General features: G+C 57.9%; 26 protein-coding genes and 2 pseudogenes. 25 read left to right on the top strand and 3 right to left on the bottom strand.

The window, feature by feature from the left end; translation table 11 throughout:
• Positions 1 to 11: 11 nt before the first annotated feature.
• The 10 genes from NKI63_RS26840 (at position 12) to NKI63_RS26885 (ending at position 12,321) form a co-directional block, all read left to right on the top strand.
• Positions 12 to 305, top strand: coding sequence for a hypothetical protein (locus NKI63_RS26840; protein WP_023722841.1), 294 nt, complete (start codon positions 12 to 14; stop codon positions 303 to 305).
• Positions 306 to 421: 116 nt separating this feature from the next.
• The gene (locus NKI63_RS26845) at positions 422 to 3,406 is read left to right on the top strand and encodes a TrlF family AAA-like ATPase (protein ID WP_348633266.1); all 2,985 of its coding nucleotides are present in this window, start codon (positions 422 to 424) and stop codon (positions 3,404 to 3,406) included.
• A 268-nt stretch (positions 3,407 to 3,674) separates the two neighbouring features.
• Positions 3,675 to 4,934 (top strand): metallophosphoesterase family protein, encoded by a 1,260-nt coding sequence (locus NKI63_RS26850; RefSeq protein WP_023722843.1) that lies wholly within the window; start codon positions 3,675 to 3,677, stop codon positions 4,932 to 4,934.
• Complete coding sequence (locus NKI63_RS26855; RefSeq protein ID WP_352468042.1) at positions 4,931 to 8,401, top strand: ATP-binding protein; 3,471 nt, start codon at positions 4,931 to 4,933, stop codon at positions 8,399 to 8,401. The genes NKI63_RS26850 and NKI63_RS26855 overlap by 4 nt, the downstream gene beginning before the upstream one ends.
• 435 nt (positions 8,402 to 8,836) lie before the next feature.
• Positions 8,837 to 9,283, top strand: coding sequence for a hypothetical protein (locus NKI63_RS26860; protein ID WP_023722846.1), 447 nt, complete (start codon positions 8,837 to 8,839; stop codon positions 9,281 to 9,283).
• Entirely contained in the window at positions 9,280 to 9,483 is a 204-nt protein-coding gene (locus NKI63_RS26865; RefSeq protein WP_031195303.1) for a hypothetical protein, read from the top strand. Before NKI63_RS26860 ends, NKI63_RS26865 begins: the two co-directional genes overlap by 4 nt.
• Before the next feature lie 93 nt (positions 9,484 to 9,576).
• Positions 9,577 to 9,954: a hypothetical protein gene (locus tag NKI63_RS26870; RefSeq protein WP_156948343.1), complete on the top strand. Its 378-nt coding sequence runs from the start codon at positions 9,577 to 9,579 to the stop codon at positions 9,952 to 9,954.
• Positions 9,955 to 10,091: 137 nt separating this feature from the next.
• Positions 10,092 to 10,634 carry a hypothetical protein gene (locus NKI63_RS26875; RefSeq protein ID WP_352753155.1) on the top strand — a complete coding sequence of 181 codons (543 nt, stop codon included), beginning with the start codon at positions 10,092 to 10,094 and terminating at the stop codon, positions 10,632 to 10,634.
• On the top strand, positions 10,631 to 11,332 hold the full coding sequence (locus tag NKI63_RS26880; protein WP_023722851.1) for an IS6 family transposase: 702 nt from the start codon (positions 10,631 to 10,633) through the stop codon (positions 11,330 to 11,332). The genes NKI63_RS26875 and NKI63_RS26880 overlap by 4 nt, the downstream gene beginning before the upstream one ends.
• A 197-nt stretch (positions 11,333 to 11,529) precedes the next feature.
• The gene (locus NKI63_RS26885; protein ID WP_352468040.1) at positions 11,530 to 12,321 is read left to right on the top strand and encodes a calcium-binding protein; all 792 of its coding nucleotides are present in this window, start codon (positions 11,530 to 11,532) and stop codon (positions 12,319 to 12,321) included.
• Positions 12,322 to 12,423: 102 nt separating this feature from the next.
• Here NKI63_RS26885 and NKI63_RS26890 read toward each other — a convergent pair.
• Positions 12,424 to 12,513: pseudogene (locus tag NKI63_RS26890) on the bottom strand (IS6 family transposase); the annotation flags it as partial.
• Between the two features lie 587 nt (positions 12,514 to 13,100).
• Between NKI63_RS26890 and NKI63_RS26895 the strand changes: the two are divergent.
• Positions 13,101 to 13,529, top strand: a complete 429-nt coding sequence (locus NKI63_RS26895) for a DUF309 domain-containing protein (RefSeq protein ID WP_031195309.1) — start codon at positions 13,101 to 13,103, stop codon at positions 13,527 to 13,529.
• A gap of 654 nt (positions 13,530 to 14,183) precedes the next feature.
• On the opposite strand, the gene NKI63_RS26900 is transcribed toward NKI63_RS26895, so the two are convergent.
• The gene (locus tag NKI63_RS26900) at positions 14,184 to 14,342 is read right to left on the bottom strand and encodes a hypothetical protein (protein ID WP_023722855.1); all 159 of its coding nucleotides are present in this window, start codon (positions 14,340 to 14,342) and stop codon (positions 14,184 to 14,186) included.
• Positions 14,343 to 15,216: 874 nt separating this feature from the next.
• Between NKI63_RS26900 and NKI63_RS26905 the strand changes: the two are divergent.
• Positions 15,217 to 15,416 (top strand): annotated as a pseudogene (locus tag NKI63_RS26905) (cold-shock protein).
• A gap of 237 nt (positions 15,417 to 15,653) precedes the next feature.
• Here the strand turns inward: NKI63_RS26905 and NKI63_RS26910 are convergent.
• Positions 15,654 to 16,124: a Ros/MucR family transcriptional regulator gene (locus NKI63_RS26910; RefSeq protein WP_031195311.1), complete on the bottom strand. Its 471-nt coding sequence runs from the start codon at positions 16,122 to 16,124 to the stop codon at positions 15,654 to 15,656.
• 646 nt (positions 16,125 to 16,770) lie between these two features.
• On the opposite strand from NKI63_RS26910, the gene NKI63_RS26915 reads away from it, so the two are divergent.
• From NKI63_RS26915 to NKI63_RS26975, 13 genes are all read left to right on the top strand, one after another.
• Entirely contained in the window at positions 16,771 to 17,037 is a 267-nt protein-coding gene (locus NKI63_RS26915; RefSeq protein ID WP_352468050.1) for a DNA -binding domain-containing protein, read from the top strand.
• A 348-nt stretch (positions 17,038 to 17,385) separates the two neighbouring features.
• A complete protein-coding gene (locus NKI63_RS26920) occupies positions 17,386 to 17,772 on the top strand; it encodes a phage integrase central domain-containing protein (RefSeq protein WP_023722859.1) in 387 nt (128 codons plus the stop codon).
• Positions 17,663 to 18,124 (top strand): tyrosine-type recombinase/integrase, encoded by a 462-nt coding sequence (locus tag NKI63_RS26925; RefSeq protein ID WP_051409784.1) that lies wholly within the window; start codon positions 17,663 to 17,665, stop codon positions 18,122 to 18,124. The genes NKI63_RS26920 and NKI63_RS26925 overlap by 110 nt, the downstream gene beginning before the upstream one ends.
• 296 nt (positions 18,125 to 18,420) lie before the next feature.
• Positions 18,421 to 18,627, top strand: a complete 207-nt coding sequence (locus NKI63_RS26930; RefSeq protein WP_084643138.1) for a helix-turn-helix transcriptional regulator — start codon at positions 18,421 to 18,423, stop codon at positions 18,625 to 18,627.
• Between the two features lie 31 nt (positions 18,628 to 18,658).
• Complete coding sequence (locus NKI63_RS26935; RefSeq protein ID WP_156948345.1) at positions 18,659 to 18,886, top strand: hypothetical protein; 228 nt, start codon at positions 18,659 to 18,661, stop codon at positions 18,884 to 18,886.
• Positions 18,887 to 18,963: 77 nt separating this feature from the next.
• On the top strand, positions 18,964 to 19,410 hold the full coding sequence (locus NKI63_RS26940) for a hypothetical protein (protein WP_156948347.1): 447 nt from the start codon (positions 18,964 to 18,966) through the stop codon (positions 19,408 to 19,410).
• Positions 19,411 to 19,758: 348 nt separating this feature from the next.
• On the top strand, positions 19,759 to 19,938 hold the full coding sequence (locus NKI63_RS26945; protein WP_031195317.1) for a hypothetical protein: 180 nt from the start codon (positions 19,759 to 19,761) through the stop codon (positions 19,936 to 19,938).
• A 70-nt stretch (positions 19,939 to 20,008) separates the two neighbouring features.
• Complete coding sequence (locus NKI63_RS26950) at positions 20,009 to 20,638, top strand: hypothetical protein (RefSeq protein ID WP_023722865.1); 630 nt, start codon at positions 20,009 to 20,011, stop codon at positions 20,636 to 20,638.
• A 293-nt stretch (positions 20,639 to 20,931) separates the two neighbouring features.
• A complete protein-coding gene (locus NKI63_RS26955) occupies positions 20,932 to 21,543 on the top strand; it encodes a hypothetical protein (RefSeq protein ID WP_352468039.1) in 612 nt (203 codons plus the stop codon).
• Positions 21,544 to 21,567: 24 nt separating this feature from the next.
• The gene (locus NKI63_RS26960; protein WP_156948351.1) at positions 21,568 to 21,936 is read left to right on the top strand and encodes a hypothetical protein; all 369 of its coding nucleotides are present in this window, start codon (positions 21,568 to 21,570) and stop codon (positions 21,934 to 21,936) included.
• A gap of 34 nt (positions 21,937 to 21,970) precedes the next feature.
• A complete protein-coding gene (locus NKI63_RS26965; protein WP_023722868.1) occupies positions 21,971 to 22,213 on the top strand; it encodes a hypothetical protein in 243 nt (80 codons plus the stop codon).
• A gap of 15 nt (positions 22,214 to 22,228) precedes the next feature.
• Complete coding sequence (locus NKI63_RS26970; RefSeq protein WP_084643140.1) at positions 22,229 to 22,447, top strand: HK97 family phage prohead protease; 219 nt, start codon at positions 22,229 to 22,231, stop codon at positions 22,445 to 22,447.
• Positions 22,341 to 22,616 carry a hypothetical protein gene (locus NKI63_RS26975; protein ID WP_156948355.1) on the top strand — a complete coding sequence of 92 codons (276 nt, stop codon included), beginning with the start codon at positions 22,341 to 22,343 and terminating at the stop codon, positions 22,614 to 22,616. Before NKI63_RS26970 ends, NKI63_RS26975 begins: the two co-directional genes overlap by 107 nt.
• The last annotated feature ends 755 nt before the right edge of the window (positions 22,617 to 23,371 follow it).

Here is a 23,371-nt window from a genome sequence, read left to right on the forward strand (position 1 = left end):
CGGCTCCCGCAGTGCTCGAAAAGCTGGAACACGCCAGGGCGTCAGCTCGCCCCGAGATCGACTACGAGATCGACTACGAGAAGGTGAAGTCACTGGTCGAATACCAGTGCAAGAGATTCCGAGTGAAACCTGACAAATTCTTTCCGCTCAAAGGGAAAACCAAAGTCACGATCACCTCGCGGCTCGTGGGCGACCACATGATTCATATCGACGTGGACTTTTACGAATGCGCCGTTATCGAGAGGGTCGGCAACCAAGTGCGCGAGGGCTTGGAAGCATTGTGGGGAAACCGGACGAGCAAATGATCCACCTTCTCGCCTCCAGCAGAGGCCGAGCGCGATATACATTCAATGGCAACAACAATTGACAAGTTGATAATCGTTGCAGACGGCACTAACAAATGGGCGAGATCGGGGGACGAATGAAACCAGGTTCCAAGAATGGGGCAGTGTGGCGCCGTTGGGATTTACATCTCCACCCACCGGGGACCAAGATGTCCAATGGATATGGGAATTCGTCTCCAGAGATCGATGAAAAGTACATTGATGCACTCGAAGCGTCTCCCATCGAAGTTTTCGGAATTACTGACTATTTCAGCTGTGACAGGTCGTTCGAGATAATTGACGCTTTCCACAAGAGGCATCCTGATTCCCCTAAGGCATTTTTCATTAACATCGAATTTCGCCTCTCCGACGCAATTAACGCAGCGAGTGACAGCCCGCATCTTCACGTGATTTTCGACAGCGACGAGCAGTTCTGTCCCCGCAGAAAGATCGAGAAATTTCTGCAGCTGCTGACAACGAAAGGTGTGGATCGTTCCGGCGCCTCCATATCCTGCGCTGAACTTTCAAAGCCTGCGGACTATGAGTCCGCCTCGGTGGCGTTCGAGGATCTTAACAAGAAGCTCAACGAAGCATTCGGTGATAGCCAGCCCTATCTCCTCGCGTTTCCCGCTAAGAACGATGGCATGAAGTCCACCGACATGTCTTCACCTCGGAAAGTGAGGGTAGCGGACAACATTGACCGGATATGCCACGCCTTTCTAGGTTATGGCGCGAGCCGCGACCATTTCTTGCGAAAAGATCGCTATGACGACGGCCAGTCGGAGCCCAAGCCCGTGATCTGGGGCAGCGACGCGCATTCATTTGAAGATTTAGAGCGGCTGCAGGGAAACATCCCCTCCTACCCATACACGTGGATCAAAGCCGACACGACGTTTCGCGGCCTGCAACAGATCTGTTACGAGCCCGAAGCTCGGGTGTTCATCGGAGAAGAACCTCCCGTCGAGACGCGAAAGATCCAACATCCGACGAAGATTCTCAGAGGACTCAAGATAGGGCAGGTGAGAGGCTATGATGGCGCCCAGGGGCAGTGGTTTAAAAACGTAGACCTTCCACTCAATCCCGAACTGACGGCAATCATCGGAAACAAGGGAAGTGGCAAGAGCGCATTGGTCGACATCATCGGTCTGCTCGGCGAAAGCCGCCTTGAGGAATACTTCGCATTCCTGTCAGACTCCCCCGAAAACAAGAAATTTCGGCAGAGACGCTACGCAGAGAACTTCGAGGCCGAGCTTGAATGGCAGAGTGGAAGCCTCACCGCGAAGCGGCTGAGTGACCATGTCGAAAGTACAAAGCCGGAGTTGGTCCGCTACCTGCCGCAGAACTATTTTGAAAAACTCACCAACGAAATCCAGATCGAGAAATTCCGGCGGCAGATCGAAGACGTTGTTTTCTCCCACGTGGACGAGACCGAACAGATGGGTCAAGCCTCCTTCAAGGAGTTGCAGGATCTGAAAACTTTGCGCAGCAAGGACGAGACCAGTGCGCTAAAGACGCGCCTTCGTGCCCAGAACGTGAATCTGGTCGCCTTGGAGGAACAAGCTGATCCGCAGTTTCGCCGGACTCTGAAAGCGCAGCTTGATGCTAAGTATAATGAATTGAACGCTTTAGCCAAGCCGGAGGTGATGGACGCACCGGATGATATTGAAACCCCAGAACAGAAAGTCCTTTCAGCGACCGTCGAACAATACAGCGCCCAGCTTACAGCTCTGCGCTCTCGGGAGCAACCCGCCATCGAGTATCTGGCTGAGCTAAAGAGAAAAAAGCAAGTTCTCGAAGGTGTTAATGAGTCACTTGAAAGTCTTACCAAGCGGGTCGCAGATGCGGTCGAGCAGATCCGATCGGATCTTGGTAAATTCGGGCTTGATGCCGATCAAATCGTTTCGCTGCGCATCCAGAATGCGGCCTTGCTTAGCCTTGCTGCCGACCTGACCAACCAGATCGGCAAGCTCGAAGCTAACAATGAATTAACGTTTGAGCACGGGTTTGACTTCTCGACCCTTGAGAGCCTGCCGGACATCCGGAAGGCCATCGACCATTTGGTCGATGCCGTCAATCTCGCGCGGGACAAGCTTAGCGCGCCGCGGCGCGCATATCAGCAGTATCTGGAGCGCCTCGACGCCTGGAAGAGCCGAAATATCCTGATCACGGGCAATGAAACCGACCCGCAACCGAACACCATTCGATATATCGAGAGCCAGATCACCGCTCTGGACAATGATTTGCCGGCGAAAATCGTCGCGGCTCGGGAGGCGAGGCGTAAGCTTGTCGAAGCGATCTATGCGAGCAAGAACAAGATCCTGAAATTCTATGCCGACCTTAAGAAGAGTGTCGACACCAAGCTATCCGAGGTTGCGATCGAGGGCTTCAGCGTCGAGATCGACGCGTCGTTCGTTCTCAGTAAGGACTTTCAGGATAGCTTTCTGTCCAAGGTCAGCAAAAACAAACGAGGCCCGTTCAATGGCCAAATCAAGGAGCCGGGCCAAACCTTGTCCGACTTCCTCCGCGATGTCAGCTGGAATGATTTCGCCGCGATTTCAGCGGGCCTCGACCGAATTCTCGACGCGATGCAGACGGAGGACTTGAAGTTCACCGACCAGGTGCGCGACCAGAAGGAGTTTTACGACTTCCTATTCAGTCTCGAATACATTGAACCATCGTACAAGTTGCGTCTTAGCGGCAAGGATCTTGAGGAGCTGTCGCCGGGTGAGAAAGGACTCCTTCTGCTTGTCTTCTATTTGCAGCTCGACAAGAACGACATCCCGCTTATCATCGATCAGCCCGAGGACAATCTCGACAATCAAAGCATCTTCTCGGTGCTTTCCAATTGCATTCGAACGGCCAAGAAACGTCGTCAGGTCGTTCTCGTGACGCACAACCCGAACCTAGCTGTTGGTGCGGATGCCGAGCAAATCGTCTATGTGAAACTCGACAAGACCAAGAATTACAAGTTTTCCTACGAGAGTGGCGCAATTGAAAATCCTAATATTAACCGGCGTATTGTCGATGTATTGGAAGGGTCTCAGCCGGCGTTCGTTAAGAGGCGCCTAAAGTATAATTTCTAGCCGTGCATCGTCAGGCCTGCGTCAGGGTTTAGCCCTGTGAGAACTGCCGGCGAAGCGGAACTAGATCGATGGTGCAAAGGCACATAGCAAGTCCCGCCAGAGCTTTGACAACTGCATCCTGCGACGTGATAGGAGCCTAGCGAAACTACGCCGGCATGAGTGCTAGATGAATGGCAGCCTGAGCTCAGGACAGCCAACACCGCGTGTCGTATAATTTTTTGTCGAGCCGCAGTCGAACACCCTATGTTCAGTGGCCGGAGACCGCCGAATGGCATTTCGATTTATACATACGGCCGATATTCATCTCGACTCGCCGCTGCGTTCGCTCGCGATGCGAAGCCCCGATCTTGCCGAACTCGTCGGAGACGCCAGTCGCCAGGCGTTTGTCTCCATTGTGGATCTGTGCCTTGCGGAGCGCGTCGATGCGCTCGTCATTGCCGGCGATCTTTATGATGGCGATCAGACTTCGATGAAAACAGCACGGTTCCTGGCATCGCAGATGACACGCCTCCACCAGGCCGGCGTCAGGGTTTTCAAGATCCGCGGAAATCACGACGCCCTGTCGCGGATATCGAAACAGCTCGTCTTTCCCGACACGGTAACGATCTTCAGCGGCCGTCCCCAGTCCGTACTTCAAACGGCCGGCGGTCTTGACGTCATGTTCCATGGATTGAGCTTCGCAAGCCCCAAGGCACCTGAAAGTCTGCTGCCCAAGTATACAGCCGCCCGTGAAGGGGCGGTCAATGTGGGTGTCATGCACACGAGTCTTGCCGGATCGCCCGGTCACGACGTCTACGCCCCTTGCAGCGTCGCTGACTTGCACGGCCATGGTTTTGACTACTGGGCGCTCGGGCACATCCACGTCCGCAAGGTTCATCCTAGAGCGAGCACGGTGGTGATGCCAGGAATGCCGCAAGGCAGGGACATAAACGAGGCCGGCGAAAAGTCAGTCACTTTGGTAACGATACGTGACGACCGTTCCGTCGAGGTCGAGGAAAGGCTGACCAGTATCGCGCAATTCGAGCGGGTGAACGTCGACCTGACAGGGACTGTCGAGTGGCCAGAAGTCGTCGGGCGAATCCGATCCGCGCTCGAAGATATCCGGGCTTCCGTCAGATCCCGTCACGTTGTTGTCCGTCTCGGTCTGACCGGTGACTCGCCTTTGTCTTGGGCACTGATCCGCGACAGGGACCTGCTCCTGGCCGAAGCCGAGCAGGTAGCGGAACAGGCCGGCGACACATGGGTGGAAAAGCTCGAGCTGGGCCTCTCTCCGCCCAGGACGGAAGCACTCGAAGGCGTCGCGGATCCGATTTTCGAACTCGCTGAATCCATGCGCGCCGATGCAAGTTCAGAAGCCTTCCGTGCTGAAGCGAGGGAATTCGTCCTGAAAACCATCGCGGACCTTCCGCCCGACGGGCGCGACTTCGCCGGAAAAGACGAGGCCGCGCTGGAATTATTCCTCGACAGGGTTCTTGCCAGCGGCGCTGACCTGGTCACGGCCCGCCTCAAGGCAGGTGGATCGCAATGAGGCTCCGGCGCCTTGATCTCATTCGTTATGGAAAGTTCACCGACAGGACGATCGAGTTCGGACCAAAACCGGATTCCGGGCCCGACTTGCATATTGTATTCGGGCTGAACGAGGCCGGCAAGTCAACCGCGCTTTCCGGCTATCTGGACTTGCTGTTCGGGATTGAAGAACGCAGCCGCTACAATTTCCTGCATGAATATAGCGCGATGCGCATCGGCGGCGTGCTCGAATTCGGGGGAGAGGAGCATACGTTCTCACGCACGAAACAGCGCAACAACTCGTTGTTGAACGCAATGGGCCAGCCGGTGAGCGAACTGGCGATTGCGGCACATCTCGCAGGTCTGTCCCGGGACGCATACGGCACCATGTTCTCGTTGGACGACGAGACACTGGAAGCCGGCGGAAAATCGATACTGGAGTCGCGTGGAGACCTGGGCAAGCTCCTGTTCACGGCCAGCGCCGGTCTTGGACACGCGAGTGACACATTAAGCGCGCTCGAGGCAGAAGCGGACGGGCTTTATCGGAAGCAGGCACACGGAACCGAACTCGCGCTTCTCAAGAAGCGACTTGCGGAACTGAAGTCCCGGAAGGATGCTATCGACACACTGGCTTCGACGTTCGAGACCCTCGAGGCCGAACGTCTTGATGCGGCGGAAAAATACGATCGCAGCATCACCGAACGGTCGGTGCTGTCGGCTAGGCTCGATACCATTGCCAAGTATCTCCGCGCAGTCCCGATCCTCGCGGATATCCGACGTAAGGTAGCCCGGCTGGCTGAGTTGCCTGACATCGCTTCACCGCCACGGACCTGGACAGGTAGTGTCGCCGAAATGATCGATGAGGACGCCAGCCTGAGAACTCGGCTGTCAGCAAACGTCGACGAAGTCGAGCGAGTGACGATGAAAATCGCGTCGGTCGAGGTGGACGAGGTGATCCTTGCAATCTCCGAGCGGGTTCGCGGACTGGCGGATCGCAAGGTGCGCTATATCTCGGCAGGCTTGGACCTGCCCAGTCGCAGGACGGAGCTGCAAATACTCGATAACGCCATGGCAACTTGCCTTGCCGCACTGGGAAGGTCCTCCGAGCCAGAGCCTGCCGCCCTGATTTTGCCTGCTGCCATTGCTGGTGCTGTTCGCAATATGGTCGAGCAGCGATCCGGAATTGCTACCAGCGTGCGCGTCGCCCGAGACGAAGCCGCGGCAGCCCTTGATGCGCTTCAGACGGCACGCGAACGGGTCGGTGAAGAAAGGGCCGTGCCCGAGCCTGCCAGGGCAAGGCTTACCTCGGCTTTGTCGAAAGCGAGGGGGAGTGGGCACCTAAAGGAGATCAAGATGGCACGGGAGGCAGAGGACGAGAGCGGAATTCGATGGGAAACAGCGGTCCATCGCATGCATCCCTGGTCCGGAGATGCTCAGGCGCTGGCCAAGATCTCAGTTCCGACGGCCCGGCAGATTGGTGCATGGAAAACTCGCTCAGCAGAGCTTGGGACGAGCAGGGCAGTCCTTTCAGAACGTCTTGCCGAATACCAGGCCAATCACGAGTTGCTCTCGGCGCGGCTGGACGCCCTTCGTGGCTCGGTTGACATAACGGACGATGAAGCCGCCGCAGCCATCCGGCGTGCCCGGGACGAGGCTTGGACAAGGCATCGAGATGACCTTAAGGGCGAAACAGCGGACGATTTCGCGGTAGCGTTGGCTCGTGACGACAGTGTTGGAGCAGTTCGTCTGGCCAACGTGCGGGAGCTCGCCGAGATCCGAACCACGACCCGCAGCCTTGCCGAAACCGCGGCCTTCATCTCGCGTGCGAGCGCCCAACTTTCCCAGGTCGATTTGGACGTGGAAGCAGCACTGTCGGAAATCCGCGTATCGGCAAGAGATCTGCTCGGAGATAGCCTGGAATCTTCGCCTGAACGAATGATCGAACTGATCGAGGATCGTACTTCTGCCCGGACCGATGCGCTCGCGGCGTGGGAGGGGATCGAGGTCGCACGTAAGAAGGCTGGTCGGGCGGCCGACGAGGGAGACCAGATACGCCTGGAGTTGAGCGGGGCGCTGGAGAGCGTCGGAATACAGTCTGACTCCGAAGAGAGTTTGGAGACGATCATGGCCGTCACAGAGCTGTTCCTCGACAGGCAGCTCAAAGTGGACGCTGAACGTGCCGAGGCGCTCCGAACAGTCAGCGCGAAGGAGGAGGATCTGGCTGCCAGACGACGGGCCGTGGACGTGGCAGAAAGGCGTGAGGAAGAATGGCTGGCCGGCGTTGCGGAGGCGCTTAAGGGTACCTGGCTCGAGAGCGGGCTTTCGGCGCCCGGAGTGGGGAGCGTACTCGATCAATTGGCTGAACTGTCCAAAACCCTTCAGGATCGGGATGCCATGCAGCTCCGCATCGGGAAGATGGAGGCAGACAGAGATAATTTCATTGTCGAGATTACCGCAGCTGCAGCCGAAGCGGGTGAACCGCCGAACGACGACGAACCGGAACAGTTGGCGATCCGGCTTGCTGAGCGCCTGGAGCGCGCCGATCGCACTCGCGAGGCGAAGGCAAACCTCGTCAATGACCTGCAGCGCCTTCAAGATGCTCGTGGCACACTCGATGTCGAGATCGCGGCGCATGAACGCCGCAAGAACGAGGTCTTGGGCGTCTTTGGCGTAACCACCCTATCCGAAGTCGTGGAACGCGACGAGCTGCTGCGGGACAGAGATCGTCTGCGCGCTGCTGTAGCCGACCTTGAGGAGCAGTTGTCGACCGAGCTCGCTGTGGAGGGGATCGAACAGGCGTGTTCAATATTGAATGCTCTCGATTTCGATAGCCTTGCAATCGAAAAGGCTGAAGGCGAGCAGCGGCTTCGGGATCTTGATGAAGCGATACAACAACAGCTTATCCGGCAGACGCGAGCGGCGGACAAACTGGACGCCATTGGCGGCGATAGTGCTGTTGCCCGAATAGATGCCGAACGTCGCACCGTCCTTCTGGAAATCGAAGAAAAGGCCGTCCATTATATCGAGCTTAAACTGGGAGTTATGTCGGCTGGAAACGCTCTGCGCGTATACCGCGAGCGTCATCGCTCCGGGATGATGGCGCGGGCATCTGACGCTTTCGCGCTCATCACGCGCGGTCAGTACTCGGGCCTGGCAACCCAACCGGTGAAGGGCGGCGAAGTCCTCATCGCATTGCAGCGCGACGGGCAGTCCAAGGTCGCCGACGCGTTGTCAAAGGGCGCGCGTTTTCAGCTCTACCTGGCCCTGAGGCTTGCCGGGTATTACGAATTTGCCCAGTTTCGACCCTCAGTGCCATTCATTGCCGATGACATAATGGAGACTTTCGACCATTTCCGGTCCGAGGAGGTTTTCAGACTGTTTGGCGAGATGGCAAGTGCGGGTCAGGTGATCTACCTTACGCATCACCAGCACCTATGCGAGATCGCCAAGGCTGTCGTGCCGGGCGTAACGATCCACGAGCTCGGATAGTTGCCTGCTGTCGCGTAGCATGAGTTGATGCACCTGCTACCCAAAGACGACTTCCGTAGGCCGAACCTTGGATGGCCGCTTTGCGCCCCATCTCCGCCTTTCGGACGACGACACGCTTCTCCCGAAACCGGTCATTCCTCCGAGGTCTCGGCGGCGAGCGACCCTAGCGACTGCGCCGGGACAAAGCCGTCATCCACGCGGGTCACACCGAACGACAATTTTCTGCAGGACCAGGCATTGTTGATTGGGATTGGACCCCGCCGCGAATCCCGGATGCTGACCGCTCGCTGACAATCGACATTGAATTGTAGGAGAGTGGACATTCGGACCGGTATAAATGCCTCCGTGTACTTGATCTCTCTACCGCATTGAGCAGAGGTAGGCACCGCAGCTGCTATCATGGCGTGACACAACAACAGCTCCGGGGGAAAAACGATGGATGAACAAGAGGCGAAGAGCGCTTATGATGAAATATCGGATGTGCTCCGAAAGGTCGGGTTGAATTGGGTAGTAGAGCAAGTTGAGGAGAGCATCTATCTCGGGAAGACGGTCATCACTAAAGCTGATGCCAGCGAGTTCATCGATGACCAAGTCGCGGGTCAGCGGCGCGGCAGACGGCAAATGCAGGAGTTCGTTACGACTCAGCTCTTTTCCAACATTGAGCGCCTAAATCTTCTTCTCGATGCCATCGATCGCATATTGGCTCTCCCGCAGTTCGCAACCGATGCGCTGAAGATCTTGGAAGTAAAGAGCGTGACGTTCGTTTCTGAACGAGAAGGCGATGATGGCCACAGCTTGCGCAGCGATTCAGGCAAACAGCAGGAGGCAGCCCGCCGCCGCTTCCGGGAACTGCGCCAGCAAGCTGGAGTTACCGCCGCATGATGACCGCATCGACTCTCGTCGGACAGATCTCCGCGATTCTCGGTCCGGCACATGGCATGAATTACTCCGCGGCGTCGGACGCCAACGACGTGTTCGAAGGCTATACGCTCGCGATCGTCGTGAGGGCGGCCCGCGCCGCTGGGGCCACCATCGCTTTCGAGGCGAACGATGGAAATGCCACCACCAACTTGATTTTCTGAACCTCGCCGGGCGACATCTTCAGCCCGAAGAAGAAATACACCCACGCCGTTATAGGCTTACCAGGCTGCCCGCCGCTTGAGGCGCATATCGGCGTGAAAGTGTCGGGGCGCTCGGGTGTCCTCCACGAATGCGATCTCGCCGTGATCGATCAACACGAAGCGCGCGTCTGTCGCAAAGAAAAGGTGCATCCTCGTGCTAGCAAGGTCCTGAACGCAGCCGAATGTAAATTTTACGCGAGCACCCTGAAGTTGGGTTTGGCGCGAGGATATCTCGGACTCGCCGAAGAACTCGGTAAGCAAGATCGGTTGCTGGTGACCAACACGACCTCCGATTCCGCAGCAAGGATGATTGCCTACCATAAAGCCGGTTGGGAGTTCGACCTGTCGTCACCGACTTCGGCCCAGGCAGTAGATCTCGAAGCGAAATTCAAAGAGGCCTTTCGCAACTATGTTGCGAAGCGCAAATCGTGAGCGCTGGTTCGATCCTAGTCAGCGGGAGCATTCCGCTGACGGAATCTAGCATTCGTTCGTCTCCGCATCGCAGAGGTGTCCGTTATGCGCTCGAGTACTAAATTGCTCTCGCCGCCCGGCGTCTTTAGAGAATGCGCTTGGCGAACGGAATGGGACTCATGACGGAGAACTTCAATTACATCTCTTTTGGCAACTGGGAATATGTCGAGGGGAACGTCGATGTCGTCACCATCGGGCGAGGGCGCATGTTCGAATACACGCCGCCTGACACCGAGAAGCGGCTTGAAAGCCTCGATTCCACTGCGATCGCCTTTCTCGAAAAGTTGCCGACTTTTCTGTGCAGTGAGATCAAGTCGGCCGGAGACGCCGTCTCCATGCTCATCAAGTACGGTCGGATCTCCGACACCACGCCAGGGCGAAGAGAGGTCTCCACCACTTTCGAGACATTGGTCGATTTCGGCGAGGTGGGTTTCGACGACATTGAGATGGCCGGGTCGGTGTTCGGCGCGGACCGGTTCCAGCTCTACCGCACGCATTGGGCAGTCCGTGAAGGCGATGCCCAAGAGGTGCTGGCCAGATTGGCCGATCTCAAACCCAATCTTGCCCATCTTATCGGGGAGCAAGGGGGGCATCGTCAACTTAACGAAGCGTGGATACCGATGTGCGATGACGGGCTATGACAGAGCGTGACCCACTCTACCGCCGCCATCGCTTCCCCGCCGAGATCATCGCCCATGCTATCTGGCTCTATTTCCGTTTTCCTCTCAGTTTGCGAATGGTCGAGGACTTGCTGGCGGCACGAGGGATTATTGTCTCGCATCAGACAGTCCGGCTTTGGGCAGAGAAATTCGGGCGGACCTTTGCCAGCGAGATCCGCCGCCGCTCAGCGGGTCGGCTGGGTGACAAGTGGCATCTCGACGAGGCCGTCGTTTCGATCCGCGGCAAGAAGCACTGGCTCTGGCGCGCCGTCGATCAGGACGGTTTCGTCCTGGAAGTTCTGGTGCAAAGTCGTCGCAATGCCAAGGCGGCCAAGCGTCTGATGCGCAAGCTGTTGAAGGGCCAAGGCCGCGCGCCGCGCGTGATGATCACCGACAAGCTTCGGTCTTACGACGCTGCAAAGCGAGAGATCATGCCGGGCGTCGATCACCGTTCGCATCAAGGCTTGAACAATCGGGCGGAGAATTCCCATCAGCCAGTCCGGCGACGGGAACGGATCATGAAACGCTTCAAGTCACAACGCCATTTGCAGCGCTTCGTCTCAATTCATGATCCGATTGCCAACCTGTTCCACATCCCCCGCCACGAAATCTCCTCCAGCCATCATCGCGAACTGCGTTCAGAGGCAATGAACCTCTGGGCAAAAATCGCGCGGGCTTGAACCGCCGTGGGGCAAGCGGGCTACGACCGCCTCGCGCTCTTTAAGTTTACGATGCCCCCGCAACTGCTCAGCAGAAGGAAGTGAACGTGAGTGCATCCATTTCGTAAATGTGTGTCTATCCAAGCAATCGATTTCTCTAATTATCCGATGAGGAATATGAACGCGCCAGGCAGGGTGCATCATTAGGAGTATTTTCGATGGCAAACATTATCGAGGGTGGCCCGGGTTCCGAAACACTCCTCGGCACCGAGCTTGAAGATTGGATGGAGGGTTTCGGGGGCAATGACTGGATTGACGGTCGTGGCGGCAACGACGAGATCTCGGGTGGCGCGGGCAGTGACCGAGTCATCGGCGGCGAGGGTAACGACCGCATCTTCGGCGGAGATGGCTGGGACGATCTCTCCGGCGACAACGGCCGCTTCAACGCGCGCATCTCCGGTGAGGACAATGACAGGCTCAGCGGCGGTCCCGGCCAGGATGTCCTCTACGTGGGTGACGGCCAGGATACGTTGACCGGGGGCACCGACAGTGACACGTTCGTGTTCCAGTTCCACAATCCGGTGCCTGGGGTTGTCGGGTCGAAGTCGGACATTTCCACTATCACCGATTTCAACCCGGCGGAGGACAAGTTCGCCTTCGATGCGGTGGGCCTCTACAACGACGGTTTTGGCGCGAACTTCGTCAACAACGCCAGCATACAGTCCGGCTACCCGGTGAGCAGCTTCTACAGTGGTGCGGCCTCGGGTGCGAACGGCGAACACGTCGTGGTGATCACTGGCGAATCTTTCAACTCTGCTTCTGAAGCCGCGAGTGCGATCTCCGGCGAGCACGCCGGCGACATCATTGTCTACCAAAGCAGCTACAGCGACAGAGTCGCAACTCTGGCCTATGTCACCGCCGACAACAGCGCGCATGAGTTCGTCCACCTGGGCGGTGTGGTCACCGTGGCCGACCTAGGCCTGACCGCGTCGGACTTCACCTTCGTTTGATCCAGAAAACCCATACGGAACAGCGCCCCGCCCCCCTGGGCGGGCGCTTTCCGTTTCCGCTACTTGCGATGGGCCGGGGCGCCCGGGAGCAGTCGCAGCGTGTAGAGCTTGATGAAGCCGATACATCCATTGGCCGCGGACCTTGATGTACGTCTCGTCCATATGCCACTTGCTGCCGACCGTACGCTTGCGTCAGCTTCGGAGCTCTGGTCACTTCGCCCGTTCTAGCCGGCTGAGCGCCGCTTCCTAGCTTGCGGGCTAAGCAGATGGCGCGGCGGCGATGAGGCACCAGCGCGCGAATCCCCGCCAGCAGCAGCCGCTCCGCAGTGAGACCCAGCTTCGTTCCCGTCATCAAACTGCTCACGTTGAACGCCGGCGCGACTGGCTCCGGGCAGAGATCGATCCGAACTACCCTGGCGTCGCCTTCGGCCTTGCGACCGGGCTTGCTGCTCGCAGAAGCAGCGTCAGTCTTCGGTGCGCGAGTAGTCGGGCTTCAAGACGGTCAAGCGCTATCGGCGTCTGCCACCGAAGACGTCCGGCGTCGTGCGTGTACGGCGGAGGCTGAAATCTCAGGGATGGAAGGACCCAGCAGCCAATGCAGCGGTGTCCATCAGATTCCATATGACATGATTGTCATCGACGTGCTTTCATGATTGCTGGGGTCTATGTCACGTCGTCGCTTGCTACCCGAAAAGAATTTCCCGGGCTACGCATACCTGCCTGGCAAACATCCGCATCCGGTTCGCGACCCGCTGGGTCACAGTTACCAAAGCGACCCGATGACCGTTGTTGCCGTCGAGGAATCACTCAGCTCAAACGGGTTCCGATGGGGTATCGACCTGTTCAATCACGGTTATTACTGGGAAGCCCATGAGGCTTGGGAGCCTCTTTGGCACGCTGCGAAACAAAGCACTCAGCATCGCCTTTTGTTCAAGGGATTGATCCTGTTGGCGGCGGCCGGGGTGAAGATCCGCGAGGGAAAGCCGGTCGCTGCCGCGCGCCATGCGGCGAGAGCTGCAGCGCTTTTTCGTCGGGTGGCGCCTCTGCCGAGCCGGCCCTTTGAGGCCGCACTCGGAATGACACCTGCCGCGCTCGCGGTACACGCCGAAGCGGCCACAACTTTCCCGGCTGTTTTGCGAGAGCCGATGCCTGGCCAGCCTGAGCCCGTTTTCGATTTCATTCTCGCCCCTAAATCCGAGGGCGTCTGATAGGCAACCCCTACAGTACGGTTCAAGCCTCTTAGTTATTTGGGTGCACTGCCGACCTGTCATGGACAGTTCGACAAGGGCAGCTTCAATCCTGGCGCAGTTGACCTACGGCACAGCCCGGCGCTGGCGGAGCACCCATGGCAGGCGCCGCTTCCATCGTTCATCTCGCGGCAAAGCAACATCTTTCTGCCACCGCTTCTTCTTGCGGGTCCGTCTGCCTCCAGTCGGTGCGTTCGATGCCTTCGGAACCGGCGCTTCCTCAACCGTCGGCGGCTTAGGAAGCGATACGTCGGGCATGATCACGTCCTTGGCGTCGGGTACTGCTTCACCAACGGCGGCCATGGGCCGAGAACGGATATCTTCGCAAGGAACAATCGGCGCTTCAGCGATCGGACCTTCAGTCTCGCTTCCGCGATATCGTTCGTGATGGCGGCCAAGTCGATGCCGGCCCAGATTGAGTGTGGCCGCTTCACGAGCCAACGCTTCTGTTTGATCTCGACGACAAAGGGTCGCTGCTGCCTCATAGGCTCTCGGCAGACTCAGGAGAGTTGCGAATGTCGTCTAGGCCGATCGCACGCTTTCGTCCACCCGCCCCCACGCATTCTCCAACGGTTTTCCAAGACGTTGCTGTCGTCCAAGCCACGACTGAAGCGGCTAACCGCTGAGGCCGGGGCCCACGCTCCCGATCTCTTGTCCTGCTGTCAGCATGACCGCCATAACGACAATATCGCCCACGCAGTCGCCTTTATTAGGCCCATCGCGAAGCCGCAAAATATTCAAAATGCAATGAAGATGGCCGCCACCCTTGTCCATGCTCGCATGTTCCCGTGTAAATCGGACCCGTCCAATGCATTTTTTGAATCGGTCACCTGCGACTGATTATGCTGCTGATGGTCCGCATGCCGGATGTCATGGGTGGCCGGGCACGGATTGCGCTCCGCAAGCGGTCGGCAATCCCAAAGCTACACTTGGTGCACATCGCATCGGCTTTCCTCCACCGATCAACCCTTAGTGTGGGTTGAGAAGTCGCAAGAGGTGGCGCTGACCAGGCTTGTTCCGCAGCCCTCGTTGTCGTTGATCCAGACGCTGGGTGGTGAATGAGGAATCGCAGCAGCGATCACCCACAGGATACAGGTCAGCTTTGCTGCGCTCGATTTTGTCGATGATCAGATCGGCCCCCTTCTTCGCGAGAGTGGGCGCTCTAATCAGCCTAGAACGGCCTGATCCTGGTCAATCTCACGCGCGCCAACTGCCTCGCCGGATTGTAGAGCCTCTTGCGGGTGTTTTCTACAACAACCACCAGGGTCATCAAATCAAGCAGGAAGTCGTCGATCGCTTGGGCGGTTGTTCCTGACTCACCTTTGGACTGATCCCAGCAAAACGCACGCCCGATCGATCGCATCCGCGCTGGCCGCAGTGATTAACGCTCCGACTCCTCTTGACGATGGCGATCGTACGAGGTGCCGGCCCCCGACTCCTCATTGCAAGGTTCACCACGTGATGCGTTAGTTTCGTCTGCCTTTGCGACTGCCGCTTGGTCGCGGCCAGTCCACTGGCTGCACGATGCGCTTACCACGGCGTGTCGCTCCGGGCCTTCCGGTCTTTCGCATTTGCTGCGTTATACTATGAACGGCCCGGCATGATCGCCGAACCAGAACGTGTTGCAAACTTTACAAGGAATACGCACATGGCAACTGGAACCGTGAAGTGGTTCAACAGCACCAAGGGATTTGGATTTATCCAGCCCGACAATGGCGGTCAGGATGTTTTCGTCCACATTTCCGCTGTCGAACGCGCGGGCCTCTCGACCCTCAGATCAACTATGAGATCGAACAGGATCGCCGCACTGGCAAATCCTCCGCTGGCAGCCTCAGCAAAGCTGGCTGATTTTTCTCCTGCCCCCCGGCAAGAGCCGGGAGGACGCGGCAAGTCCGGATGTACTGACGGCCGCTCGACAAGAGCGGGCGAGAATAGGGCTCGGCGCAGCAGATTGCTGCAAGCGGACGCGCTTCTTGTGAAACGAGAATGTTTGCAGTTGAAGGCGGGCTGTCCCCGCCTTCTCGTATTCTGCGCAAATGCCGACGGCAGTTGCGCGCTCCAGAACGAACCTCGATTGCCGAAATTCTAACCTGCGACCTTCTTGCGGGTCCGCTTCGCCACTGCCGGCTCCGGCGCTTCCGGCGCTTTCGGTTTGCGGCCGAGCCCCATCGTCTTGGCCAAAGTCGAGCGCGCCGCGGCGTAGTTCGGCGCGACCATGGGATAATCCGCCGGCAGGCCCCATTTGGCGCGATATTCATCTGGCGTCAGCCCATGGTGGGTCGACAGATGGCGCTTTAGTGATTTGAATTTCTTGCCGTCTTCAAGGGAGATGATGTAGTCCGGTGTCACCGACTTCCTGATTGGGACAGCAGGCGTAAGCGCAACCGGCTTTTGTGCGGTGACGCCTGCGGCCGTGCCTTTCAGCGCCGCGTGCACTTGGCCGATCAGGGCAGGGAGATCCCCCACCGGGACCGGATTGTTGGAGACATAGGCTGAGACGACATCGGCGGTGAGCTCGATGAGGGTGTCAATGTTTTTTGCGGCTTCTTCTGTCATGAAACTCTCCAGGCGGCGTGAAACACAGTCGGCGAAGCGTCGCTTCATAGTGGCGGTCGCCGCTGAAAGCAAATACAGCCCGGCAGGACTATCGCGATGCTCGTCGGCACCGAGGACCATAGCGCTGCATCCGCCGTCGTGGGCGTGTTGATCTGCGCGCTGTCGGCCGGGCAAAACGAAGGGCCAAAGATGCTTTGCGCCACCCATGAAGCCCCAAGGTCGTCCTTGCGCAGCTCACGAAGCCCTCACGGACGCGGTAGCTAGTCTTCGGTTCTTGACTTTCGATTTGACCTGCGCCCCGGCCAGCGCGCCCTCGGCAGGCGCTACGAACTCGAATAAGGTGGTTGAACCGATGCTGAGCATCACGGTAATTCAAGCACAAGCTTTGCCTGTTAATCCTGTGGTCACAAACGACCTTGATGGCCAACAATGCGAAACCCGATGTGCGCGCCGCACGGTCTTGAGCTTTTTGCAATTCATCCCTCACCTGGGTCGAACCGGTCAGAAGATGCGCATATCGCCTCGAGCGGGCGCTTGCGGGTCATGATCGCGATGGTGTCTTAGCTACGATGTTTCCCATCCTTGGTTAGGCTGTCGAAAAGAACAATCGCTCTTCGATCACTTACTTCCGGAGCCCGATGTCATGATGAAATATCCAGACGTTAAACCAGGTCTTAAAGAAGAAGTGCCCTGGTCTGACAGCCTGACCAGCTACGACCGTCAGCACTTCACGACCTACCTGAGGCTCCTGGATGCAGGTGCCGACGAGGCAAGCTATGAGGAGATGGCGCAGGTCATCCTCGGCATCGATCCGGTGCAAGAGCCGGAGCGGGCCCGGAAAACTGCGCGAAGCCATCTCGATCGGGCGAACTGGATGGTGACGACCGGTTACAAGGAATTGTTCGCCGGATGAGGGCGAACAGGCGGCGACACGCTCCGCCTGTTCAGATGTGGTTACGGCGTCCGCGAAAAGAGCGGTCTCACGGTCGGGGCTGCGGGAATTAGGTTCAAATTGAAAGACCTCAGTTCTTTGCTCCATCATGACGATCGACCAGATGGCGGCGACCGGTGCGAGCACCAGACCCGCCACGCTGGACGACAGCAACACGAGGCCAACCAAACCCGAACCGCCAACATGAAAAGCCAACCATGCAGGCAGGACAATTCCGACGCCAACGATAACGAAAGAAGCCGATGAAAAAGCTATAAACAGCGGGTCTTTCGAATCGTCAAGCGAGACACTTTCCCGGCTCGCTTTCCGATGAAGATAGCGGTGAAGGAGAAGTCTTTCCGCAATGGGAAGCACAAGGCGCAGTGGTCGATGACGTTGCGTGAATATGCCAAGCCGCTGCACAAGAGGCCGATCGCCGAGATCGCGCGCGACGACGTGGTCGAGACGCTGAAGCCGATCTGGGAGAAGATACCAGAGACTGCTGACCGCCTCCGCATGTGCATTGCAGCAGTAATGGATCACGCGAAGGCGAGGCGGCTTTTATGTCGGCGACAACCCTGCCGACTGGCGGAGAGGCCTGAAGGATATGCTTCCGGCTCGACAGAAGCTCACGCGCGGCCATCACGCAACAGTCGGCTACAAGGAACTGCCTGCCATCATCAAGCGCCTACGAGCCGCCGCTGGCGTGTCAGCTAGGGCTGTGGAGTTCGCCGCATTGACCGCAGCGCGTTCCAGTGAGGTTCGCGGCGCAGTGTGGCCGGAGATCGACCTTGATGCGGCCTTGTGGACGGTACCCGCCGCAAAGATGAAGGCTGCGCGCGACCATGAGGTTCCGCTTTCCGAGCGCGCCGTGACAATCCTCCGCGCTACACAGCAGCAGTCGACCAGCGATCTGGTGTTCGAAGGTGGACGCGACGGAAGGCCAATCAGCGACACAGCGATGACGAAGGCGCTTAGGGCCGCTGGTGCGGGCGATGCGACCTTGCATGGTCTGCGCTCATCGTTCCGTGATTGGGCTGGCGATAGACCGATTACCCGCGCGATGTAGCCGCGGCGGCCTTGGCTCATGTGCTCAAGGACAAGACCGAAGCCGCATACAGACGTGGCACCGCGTCGCAAAAAAGACGCGGCTTGATGGTAGACTGGCACAGTATTGTGAAAATAAAGCCCGTTGACCATATCGACATTACAGGCGAAAACGCATATTGTTCTTCACCTTGGCTTACCTCGCCTAAGTTAACGGCGACCCGAATCCCTCTCTAAAGATTCAGAGTTTGAACGTGCCCCTTCGCACGTTGGATTTTCCGCACGCTCTTTTTGCGCCGGGTTGCACTGGGGATTCCGATGACAGCAAACGACAACCGACCGCGCCTGATCGCACCAAAAGACGCGGCGGCAGCCACGTCTCTTTCTCGTACACTATTGATTTTGATGGCCGAAGCCGGGGGGTTCCCGAAGCCCGTTTCGCTATCCGAACGACGTAGTGCATATATGCGTGCCGAGGTCGAAGAGTGGATTGATAAGCATATCGCCGCGAGCGCGGCAGCATGAGCCACAATGCCGAAACTGTTGCGAAATGTTTATGCTTTGGAAGGCTACCGAGAAGGCGTTCCTGCAGCATCTTCTGATCCGCTTGATAGAGGATGTTCCGGACTTCAATAGGGAAAAGTTCGCAACCGGCTTGCACCTACTGCAAGAGGAGTGGCCCATCGACCGAACAGACAAAGATCGAGAAGCGCAGGGCTTAGTCAGCATCCGCTTCCTTGGCGAATTGATTGAAATGACAGCAATGCGCATCGCTCGAGAGTGAGCACACTGACGGGCCGCGGCGTTTCTTCAAAAAACACCGCCGACCAACGGCGGCACTCCAAGACTGGACCGCTCCCCTTGAAAATCCTTGATGCCCGACCGGAGCCGCCAGGCTGCGGCAACGTCATTGCGCGCGTCGACGTAGCACTGAATGATGCCGTGAAAATCTATAATCTGAAGGTGTCCAAGCGACCCGATGGCGGCTTCGCCGTTTTCGCGCCGAACGCTCATGGTGGGCGCGTCGTCACGTTTTCTCGTTCTCTTGTTGCCGAAATTGCCAGCGCCGCTGTTGCCGCGCTCATGGAGCCGACGCCGAATGACCGCACCCACACTGAAGCAGAAAGGTTCCTCGACCTTATCAACAATGGCGACGCAGAGAGGCTGGCCAGTTTTCACTACGGCAATATGGCCAGGACAGGCGGATCGATCATGGTTGCGCCGGAAGACGTGGCCTGGGAACCACTACACGTTCAAGCGCGAACTGTTACAGCCGCGATCCGACAACGAACCTGCAGATATCAGTGAGGCCCTCCGCTGGTGCGTTGTGGTCGACAACATTCCAGAATGTGACGCCGACACGGCCGGGATTATTTACATCGAGAGAGAGACGCCCTTGATGAGAAAGTTCTTAGGGCGGCTATCAGCAATGTCGTCAAACCAGGTCATCTTGAAGCGGGACTTAGGAGGATTGTCGTTGTAAGTCTCGGCCGATTTGGAACACCGCATGAGCGCGCCAAGACCAAGTAAAAATTTTAGCATGATCGTCCTCCTTTCAATGGAGAAACCAATGCGGCGGGCAGATAGTTCCACAGGTCCGGAACAATGCTCACTAGCGCTCGTTGCCTCTGATCGATGGGCGAGGAGCGCGGAGATATGGCCGTGAAGAAAAAGAGCGACGATAGCCGCGTTAAGAAGGGCGCAGAACTTGAGGTAGAGCACCTTACCGAAGTCACGGACCTATCGGCCAAACAGGCGCGCACATTATTGCGGAAGCACGGCGCTGACTGGCAGAAGCTCAAGGACGAAGCCGAAGATTTAAAGGATGACGACTGACTACCCGTCCCGCGCATTGCGGAAACGGACTACCCGGCCTGGCCGGTTTCTCGAATTGGGATGACCACCCATGACAAAGACCACCCGCAAGGAAATACTAGAAGCAACAGACGCCTTCCTGAAGGCCAACCCGGCGGAGAAGCGCACCGCTGTACGGATTCGTTTTCGTGGCGGTCGGCCAGCTTGGAATTGGCTGAAAAAGCACGACGGGAAGGGGGCCGCCGCATTGTGGCTCATCGTTCGAGAGCGCCTTCCGCAGGCCGCCAACGACAACCTGCCCACTGACGCGGGACTGCATGTCGACCGGAGCCGAAAGGACGGCAGGCCAAGAGGGAAGAATCCAGATCCACGTTCGTTGGATGCCTGCATAGCGCTGCCGTCTGCCCAACCGCGGCTCGGCGATGCCGAACCGGAACCGGCACGAGCAGGCAACTGGGATACGGTGTCGCGAGGTGTCTCTATAAAATCGCAGGAGTGGATACATCCCGACGCAGTATTCACGTCGGCAACTTGCTTCAGCTTCCATCCTCCAGAGATCGCACCTGGCGCATTCTTTCTGGGTGCAATAGGCGGACTAGGCCAGCTTAAGTTGGGCAGGAGTCGTGGAGACGTACGGCTGGCTGGAACTGCCGATCCGATCACCCCACCGGCCAATATCGATACTGTCATCGAGGTCATCTTAGCAGGCGGCAATTGCTGAGGTCGGCAAGGCTTTCGGCGCTAAAGGCGGATATGCAGACCGTCGCGGAGGCGCTGAGCTATTGGCGGCTGGCAAGTGGGCGAAGTTGGCGGTGGCGAATGACAACCCGAGAATCAGGGCCGCTTAGGGACGTGTGCCAAATCGTGGCCCCAAAAACCTAAAGGGGCAACAGCAACGAATGGGGCGCTTCGGCGTCCCACCCGCTTTGGGCCCTACGCCTCGTCATCGTCAGGCGCAACCCGTCAATCTGGCACCAGAGGCGGGAATTATTGCGCGCGTTCCGGCCAGGCTGCGTGCGCTCACCGTCCAGCCTTCAGGGCTGCGACGGTGTTTTTTTTAAACCATCGCAATCACGAATTTCCAAACTCAAGGATCAAATATGCCTACAAGCCGTAGCCGCCATTGTGCGGCGTATCGGCTTCGATGAAGGGCGCGTGGGCGCGGTAGCCCGCATACTCACGGACGCCGCTGTTCTGCCGCCCGGTGCGCCTTGGACATCTCCAGATCTCAGCCCGCAAGACGTGGCGTCACTCATGCTTGGCGCGGCGCTGGACGTGCCTTTGCGTGCTGTTGTTGACGCGGTGCGCGATTACCGCGCCCTGCGCCGTGAAGGCGTTCCTGATGGCGCGCCATTTGCTATCAGTGTTGCCACAACTGGTGAAGAGCTAGACGTCCTGGCCGAGATCGCTGCAACTGGCTCGCCAGAGGCGAAAGCACGGGCAGCAAAGACCATCATCACCGTAGTCAATAGTTGGCCGGAAGTCGTGCCGATCGACCAGATCGACACCCGACGCTTCAACGCGGGCGCGCCAAGTCACTGGCAGGCCTCTCGCCATCGCAAATCTGTCGAAATCAATGCCGCCGCGCTTGTCGACGTCATCAATGAACTTTTTGGAGACCAGTAAAATGTCAAAAGCTGACCTTTCGTAATGCCCGAATTGACCGATGTCGACCCGGAATTCGCAAAACTCGAACGGCAACTTCAGGACCTAAACTCCCAAAAATGTTTGGCCGATCGCGAGCTTGCGAGCCCGCGTGAAGAACTGGCCGAAGCGCGCGGTCCGTCCATTCCGTCCAGCGTTGCAGCCCTGCTTGGTGATGAACCCGACTCGGCGACGGGAAAACGGCAGCGTGCCGCCGAACTGAGCAAGTTGGTCGGCGATCTTATGGTTGCCATTGACATCATTTCTAAACGTCTGCGGGAGCGTCGCGACATACGGCAGCCGTGCTGCTGTCGCGCGCCGCCGCATTGGAGGCCGCGATGGTGCCGCTTCGCGAGTTGGAACAGTTGCGCATAGATTTGGAAGCTCACGATGCATCAGGTCATTTTCAATGGCCGCACGGGAATCTTTCGCATTTTTCCAGCGCGTTCTGCGCGGCTGTGCGCAAGGGAGTGTGAGTATGGAACGGCGAGAATACGAAACCGCCACGGATAAGGGGCGCCCTGGTCAACGTCTGGTGAGACTGCCGGGCGATAAACAGCACACCAAGCGTGGTGACAGCGCAAAGGTCATCGCGCGCCGCATTGCGCTAGACAAAGCGGAGAAGCGCCTGCAGAGGCTGACGAATGGCTGAGTATCGGGCTACGCCATCCAATGGAGCCAACCCGCGACTATCGCGGGTCTCTTCGTTGAACAGTTTGCGCGCGGATCTTTCGACAACTCATTGCTCCACAATCCTGACGTGGCGGCTCTGTGGTCGCATGACAGCAGCCGGCCACTTGGGTGTGTTGGCCGCCGCGACAGCAAATATCGCAGCGGCCGGTCCACCCGCCGAGCAAGTCATATTCTTCCACCATGTAGCTCTTGATCTTCAGCCAACTGCCGTGCCGCCAACCGGCTTCCATGGATGCAGGTCAATTCACGATTTGCTGAAACGCGCTGTTTCCGCCCGGGTGGAGCTAGCCTGTCAGTTTAGTGAAGTCGTGGCGCCGCGCGCCAACATGTGCCAGCAAATTCGTTTCGTTTACGACCCCTGATTGAAGAGATTCAGCGTGGTCGAGGCCAGAATCTGACCGTCTATCGAAGTGCTGTACCATTTAGCGTCGGCGGTTATCTGGTCGACAACCCGCTGGCAAATCGCCCGATCTTTAGGTTAAGGAACTGACTTTTCGGCGCTCGTAGCATCTCGATGCCTTTAAAGGGGAGTCACTTGTCTCCCAAGCGACACCCAGGCGTGGGTCTCCCGAGAATGGATACTAAACGCATCCAGGCCATTCGTTTGAGTGGTACGATGCGGGGCGTTGGCATCGGTGACGTGGTTGCGATCACGGCCGCGGTACGGAGGCGGTCACCGACGACCGTATCAGTGATACAACGCACTTCCTTAGCGGGCGGCCCAGCAGCTTGGGTTAGGGGGGCGGCCGCTGGGCCTGACCAGCGAGCGTTCGGGAATGCTCGACTGGCTGGTTAGTATATTAGATCAAGCTAATGTAATCGAACCATGCGAACGAAGTACGCGCGGCAAGAGGCTGGCACGCTTCACTTACCGCGCGCTCTTGCCTTGGGTTCTGGCGAGCTTTCGGACGGGTTTGCAGCCAATTTTGCAGATCGCCGATCTGTTACCCACAGGGACTTTTTCCTCGCCACCAATTCGTCACGATCGCCCTCAGCGGTCGCTCGGCTATGCATCGCAGCTATGGCGTAGTGGGCTCTGTTGGTTCGATAGTCTTCTTTTTGGACAGTCATCGTTTGCTCCCAGTTTCATAGCCCCTCTTTTTGCCCTTGCGGGGAG

The sequence above is a fragment of the Mesorhizobium sp. M0410 genome (genome assembly GCF_040321435.1).
Taxonomy (GTDB): Bacteria; Pseudomonadota; Alphaproteobacteria; order Rhizobiales; family Rhizobiaceae; genus Mesorhizobium.

Coding starts and splice junctions, on each gene's coding strand:
- NKI63_RS26855 (WP_352468042.1), top strand. CDS start 4,931: ATGAGGCTCCGGCGCCTTGATCTCATTCGTTATGGAAAGTTCACCGAC.
- NKI63_RS26845 (WP_348633266.1), top strand. CDS start 422: ATGAAACCAGGTTCCAAGAATGGGGCAGTGTGGCGCCGTTGGGATTTA.
- NKI63_RS26965 (WP_023722868.1), top strand. CDS start 21,971: ATGGCCGCACGGGAATCTTTCGCATTTTTCCAGCGCGTTCTGCGCGGC.
- NKI63_RS26910 (WP_031195311.1), bottom strand. CDS start 16,124: ATGACAGAAGAAGCCGCAAAAAACATTGACACCCTCATCGAGCTCACC.
- NKI63_RS26920 (WP_023722859.1), top strand. CDS start 17,386: ATGAAGATAGCGGTGAAGGAGAAGTCTTTCCGCAATGGGAAGCACAAG.
- NKI63_RS26915 (WP_352468050.1), top strand. CDS start 16,771: ATGAAATATCCAGACGTTAAACCAGGTCTTAAAGAAGAAGTGCCCTGG.
- NKI63_RS26925 (WP_051409784.1), top strand. CDS start 17,663: ATGCTTCCGGCTCGACAGAAGCTCACGCGCGGCCATCACGCAACAGTC.
- NKI63_RS26935 (WP_156948345.1), top strand. CDS start 18,659: ATGCTTTGGAAGGCTACCGAGAAGGCGTTCCTGCAGCATCTTCTGATC.
- NKI63_RS26860 (WP_023722846.1), top strand. CDS start 8,837: ATGGATGAACAAGAGGCGAAGAGCGCTTATGATGAAATATCGGATGTG.
- NKI63_RS26950 (WP_023722865.1), top strand. CDS start 20,009: ATGACAAAGACCACCCGCAAGGAAATACTAGAAGCAACAGACGCCTTC.
- NKI63_RS26900 (WP_023722855.1), bottom strand. CDS start 14,342: ATGGACAAGGGTGGCGGCCATCTTCATTGCATTTTGAATATTTTGCGG.
- NKI63_RS26865 (WP_031195303.1), top strand. CDS start 9,280: ATGATGACCGCATCGACTCTCGTCGGACAGATCTCCGCGATTCTCGGT.
- NKI63_RS26880 (WP_023722851.1), top strand. CDS start 10,631: ATGACAGAGCGTGACCCACTCTACCGCCGCCATCGCTTCCCCGCCGAG.
- NKI63_RS26850 (WP_023722843.1), top strand. CDS start 3,675: ATGGCATTTCGATTTATACATACGGCCGATATTCATCTCGACTCGCCG.
- NKI63_RS26945 (WP_031195317.1), top strand. CDS start 19,759: ATGGCCGTGAAGAAAAAGAGCGACGATAGCCGCGTTAAGAAGGGCGCA.
- NKI63_RS26885 (WP_352468040.1), top strand. CDS start 11,530: ATGGCAAACATTATCGAGGGTGGCCCGGGTTCCGAAACACTCCTCGGC.
- NKI63_RS26895 (WP_031195309.1), top strand. CDS start 13,101: ATGACCGTTGTTGCCGTCGAGGAATCACTCAGCTCAAACGGGTTCCGA.
- NKI63_RS26975 (WP_156948355.1), top strand. CDS start 22,341: ATGACAGCAGCCGGCCACTTGGGTGTGTTGGCCGCCGCGACAGCAAAT.
- NKI63_RS26930 (WP_084643138.1), top strand. CDS start 18,421: ATGACAGCAAACGACAACCGACCGCGCCTGATCGCACCAAAAGACGCG.
- NKI63_RS26960 (WP_156948351.1), top strand. CDS start 21,568: ATGCCCGAATTGACCGATGTCGACCCGGAATTCGCAAAACTCGAACGG.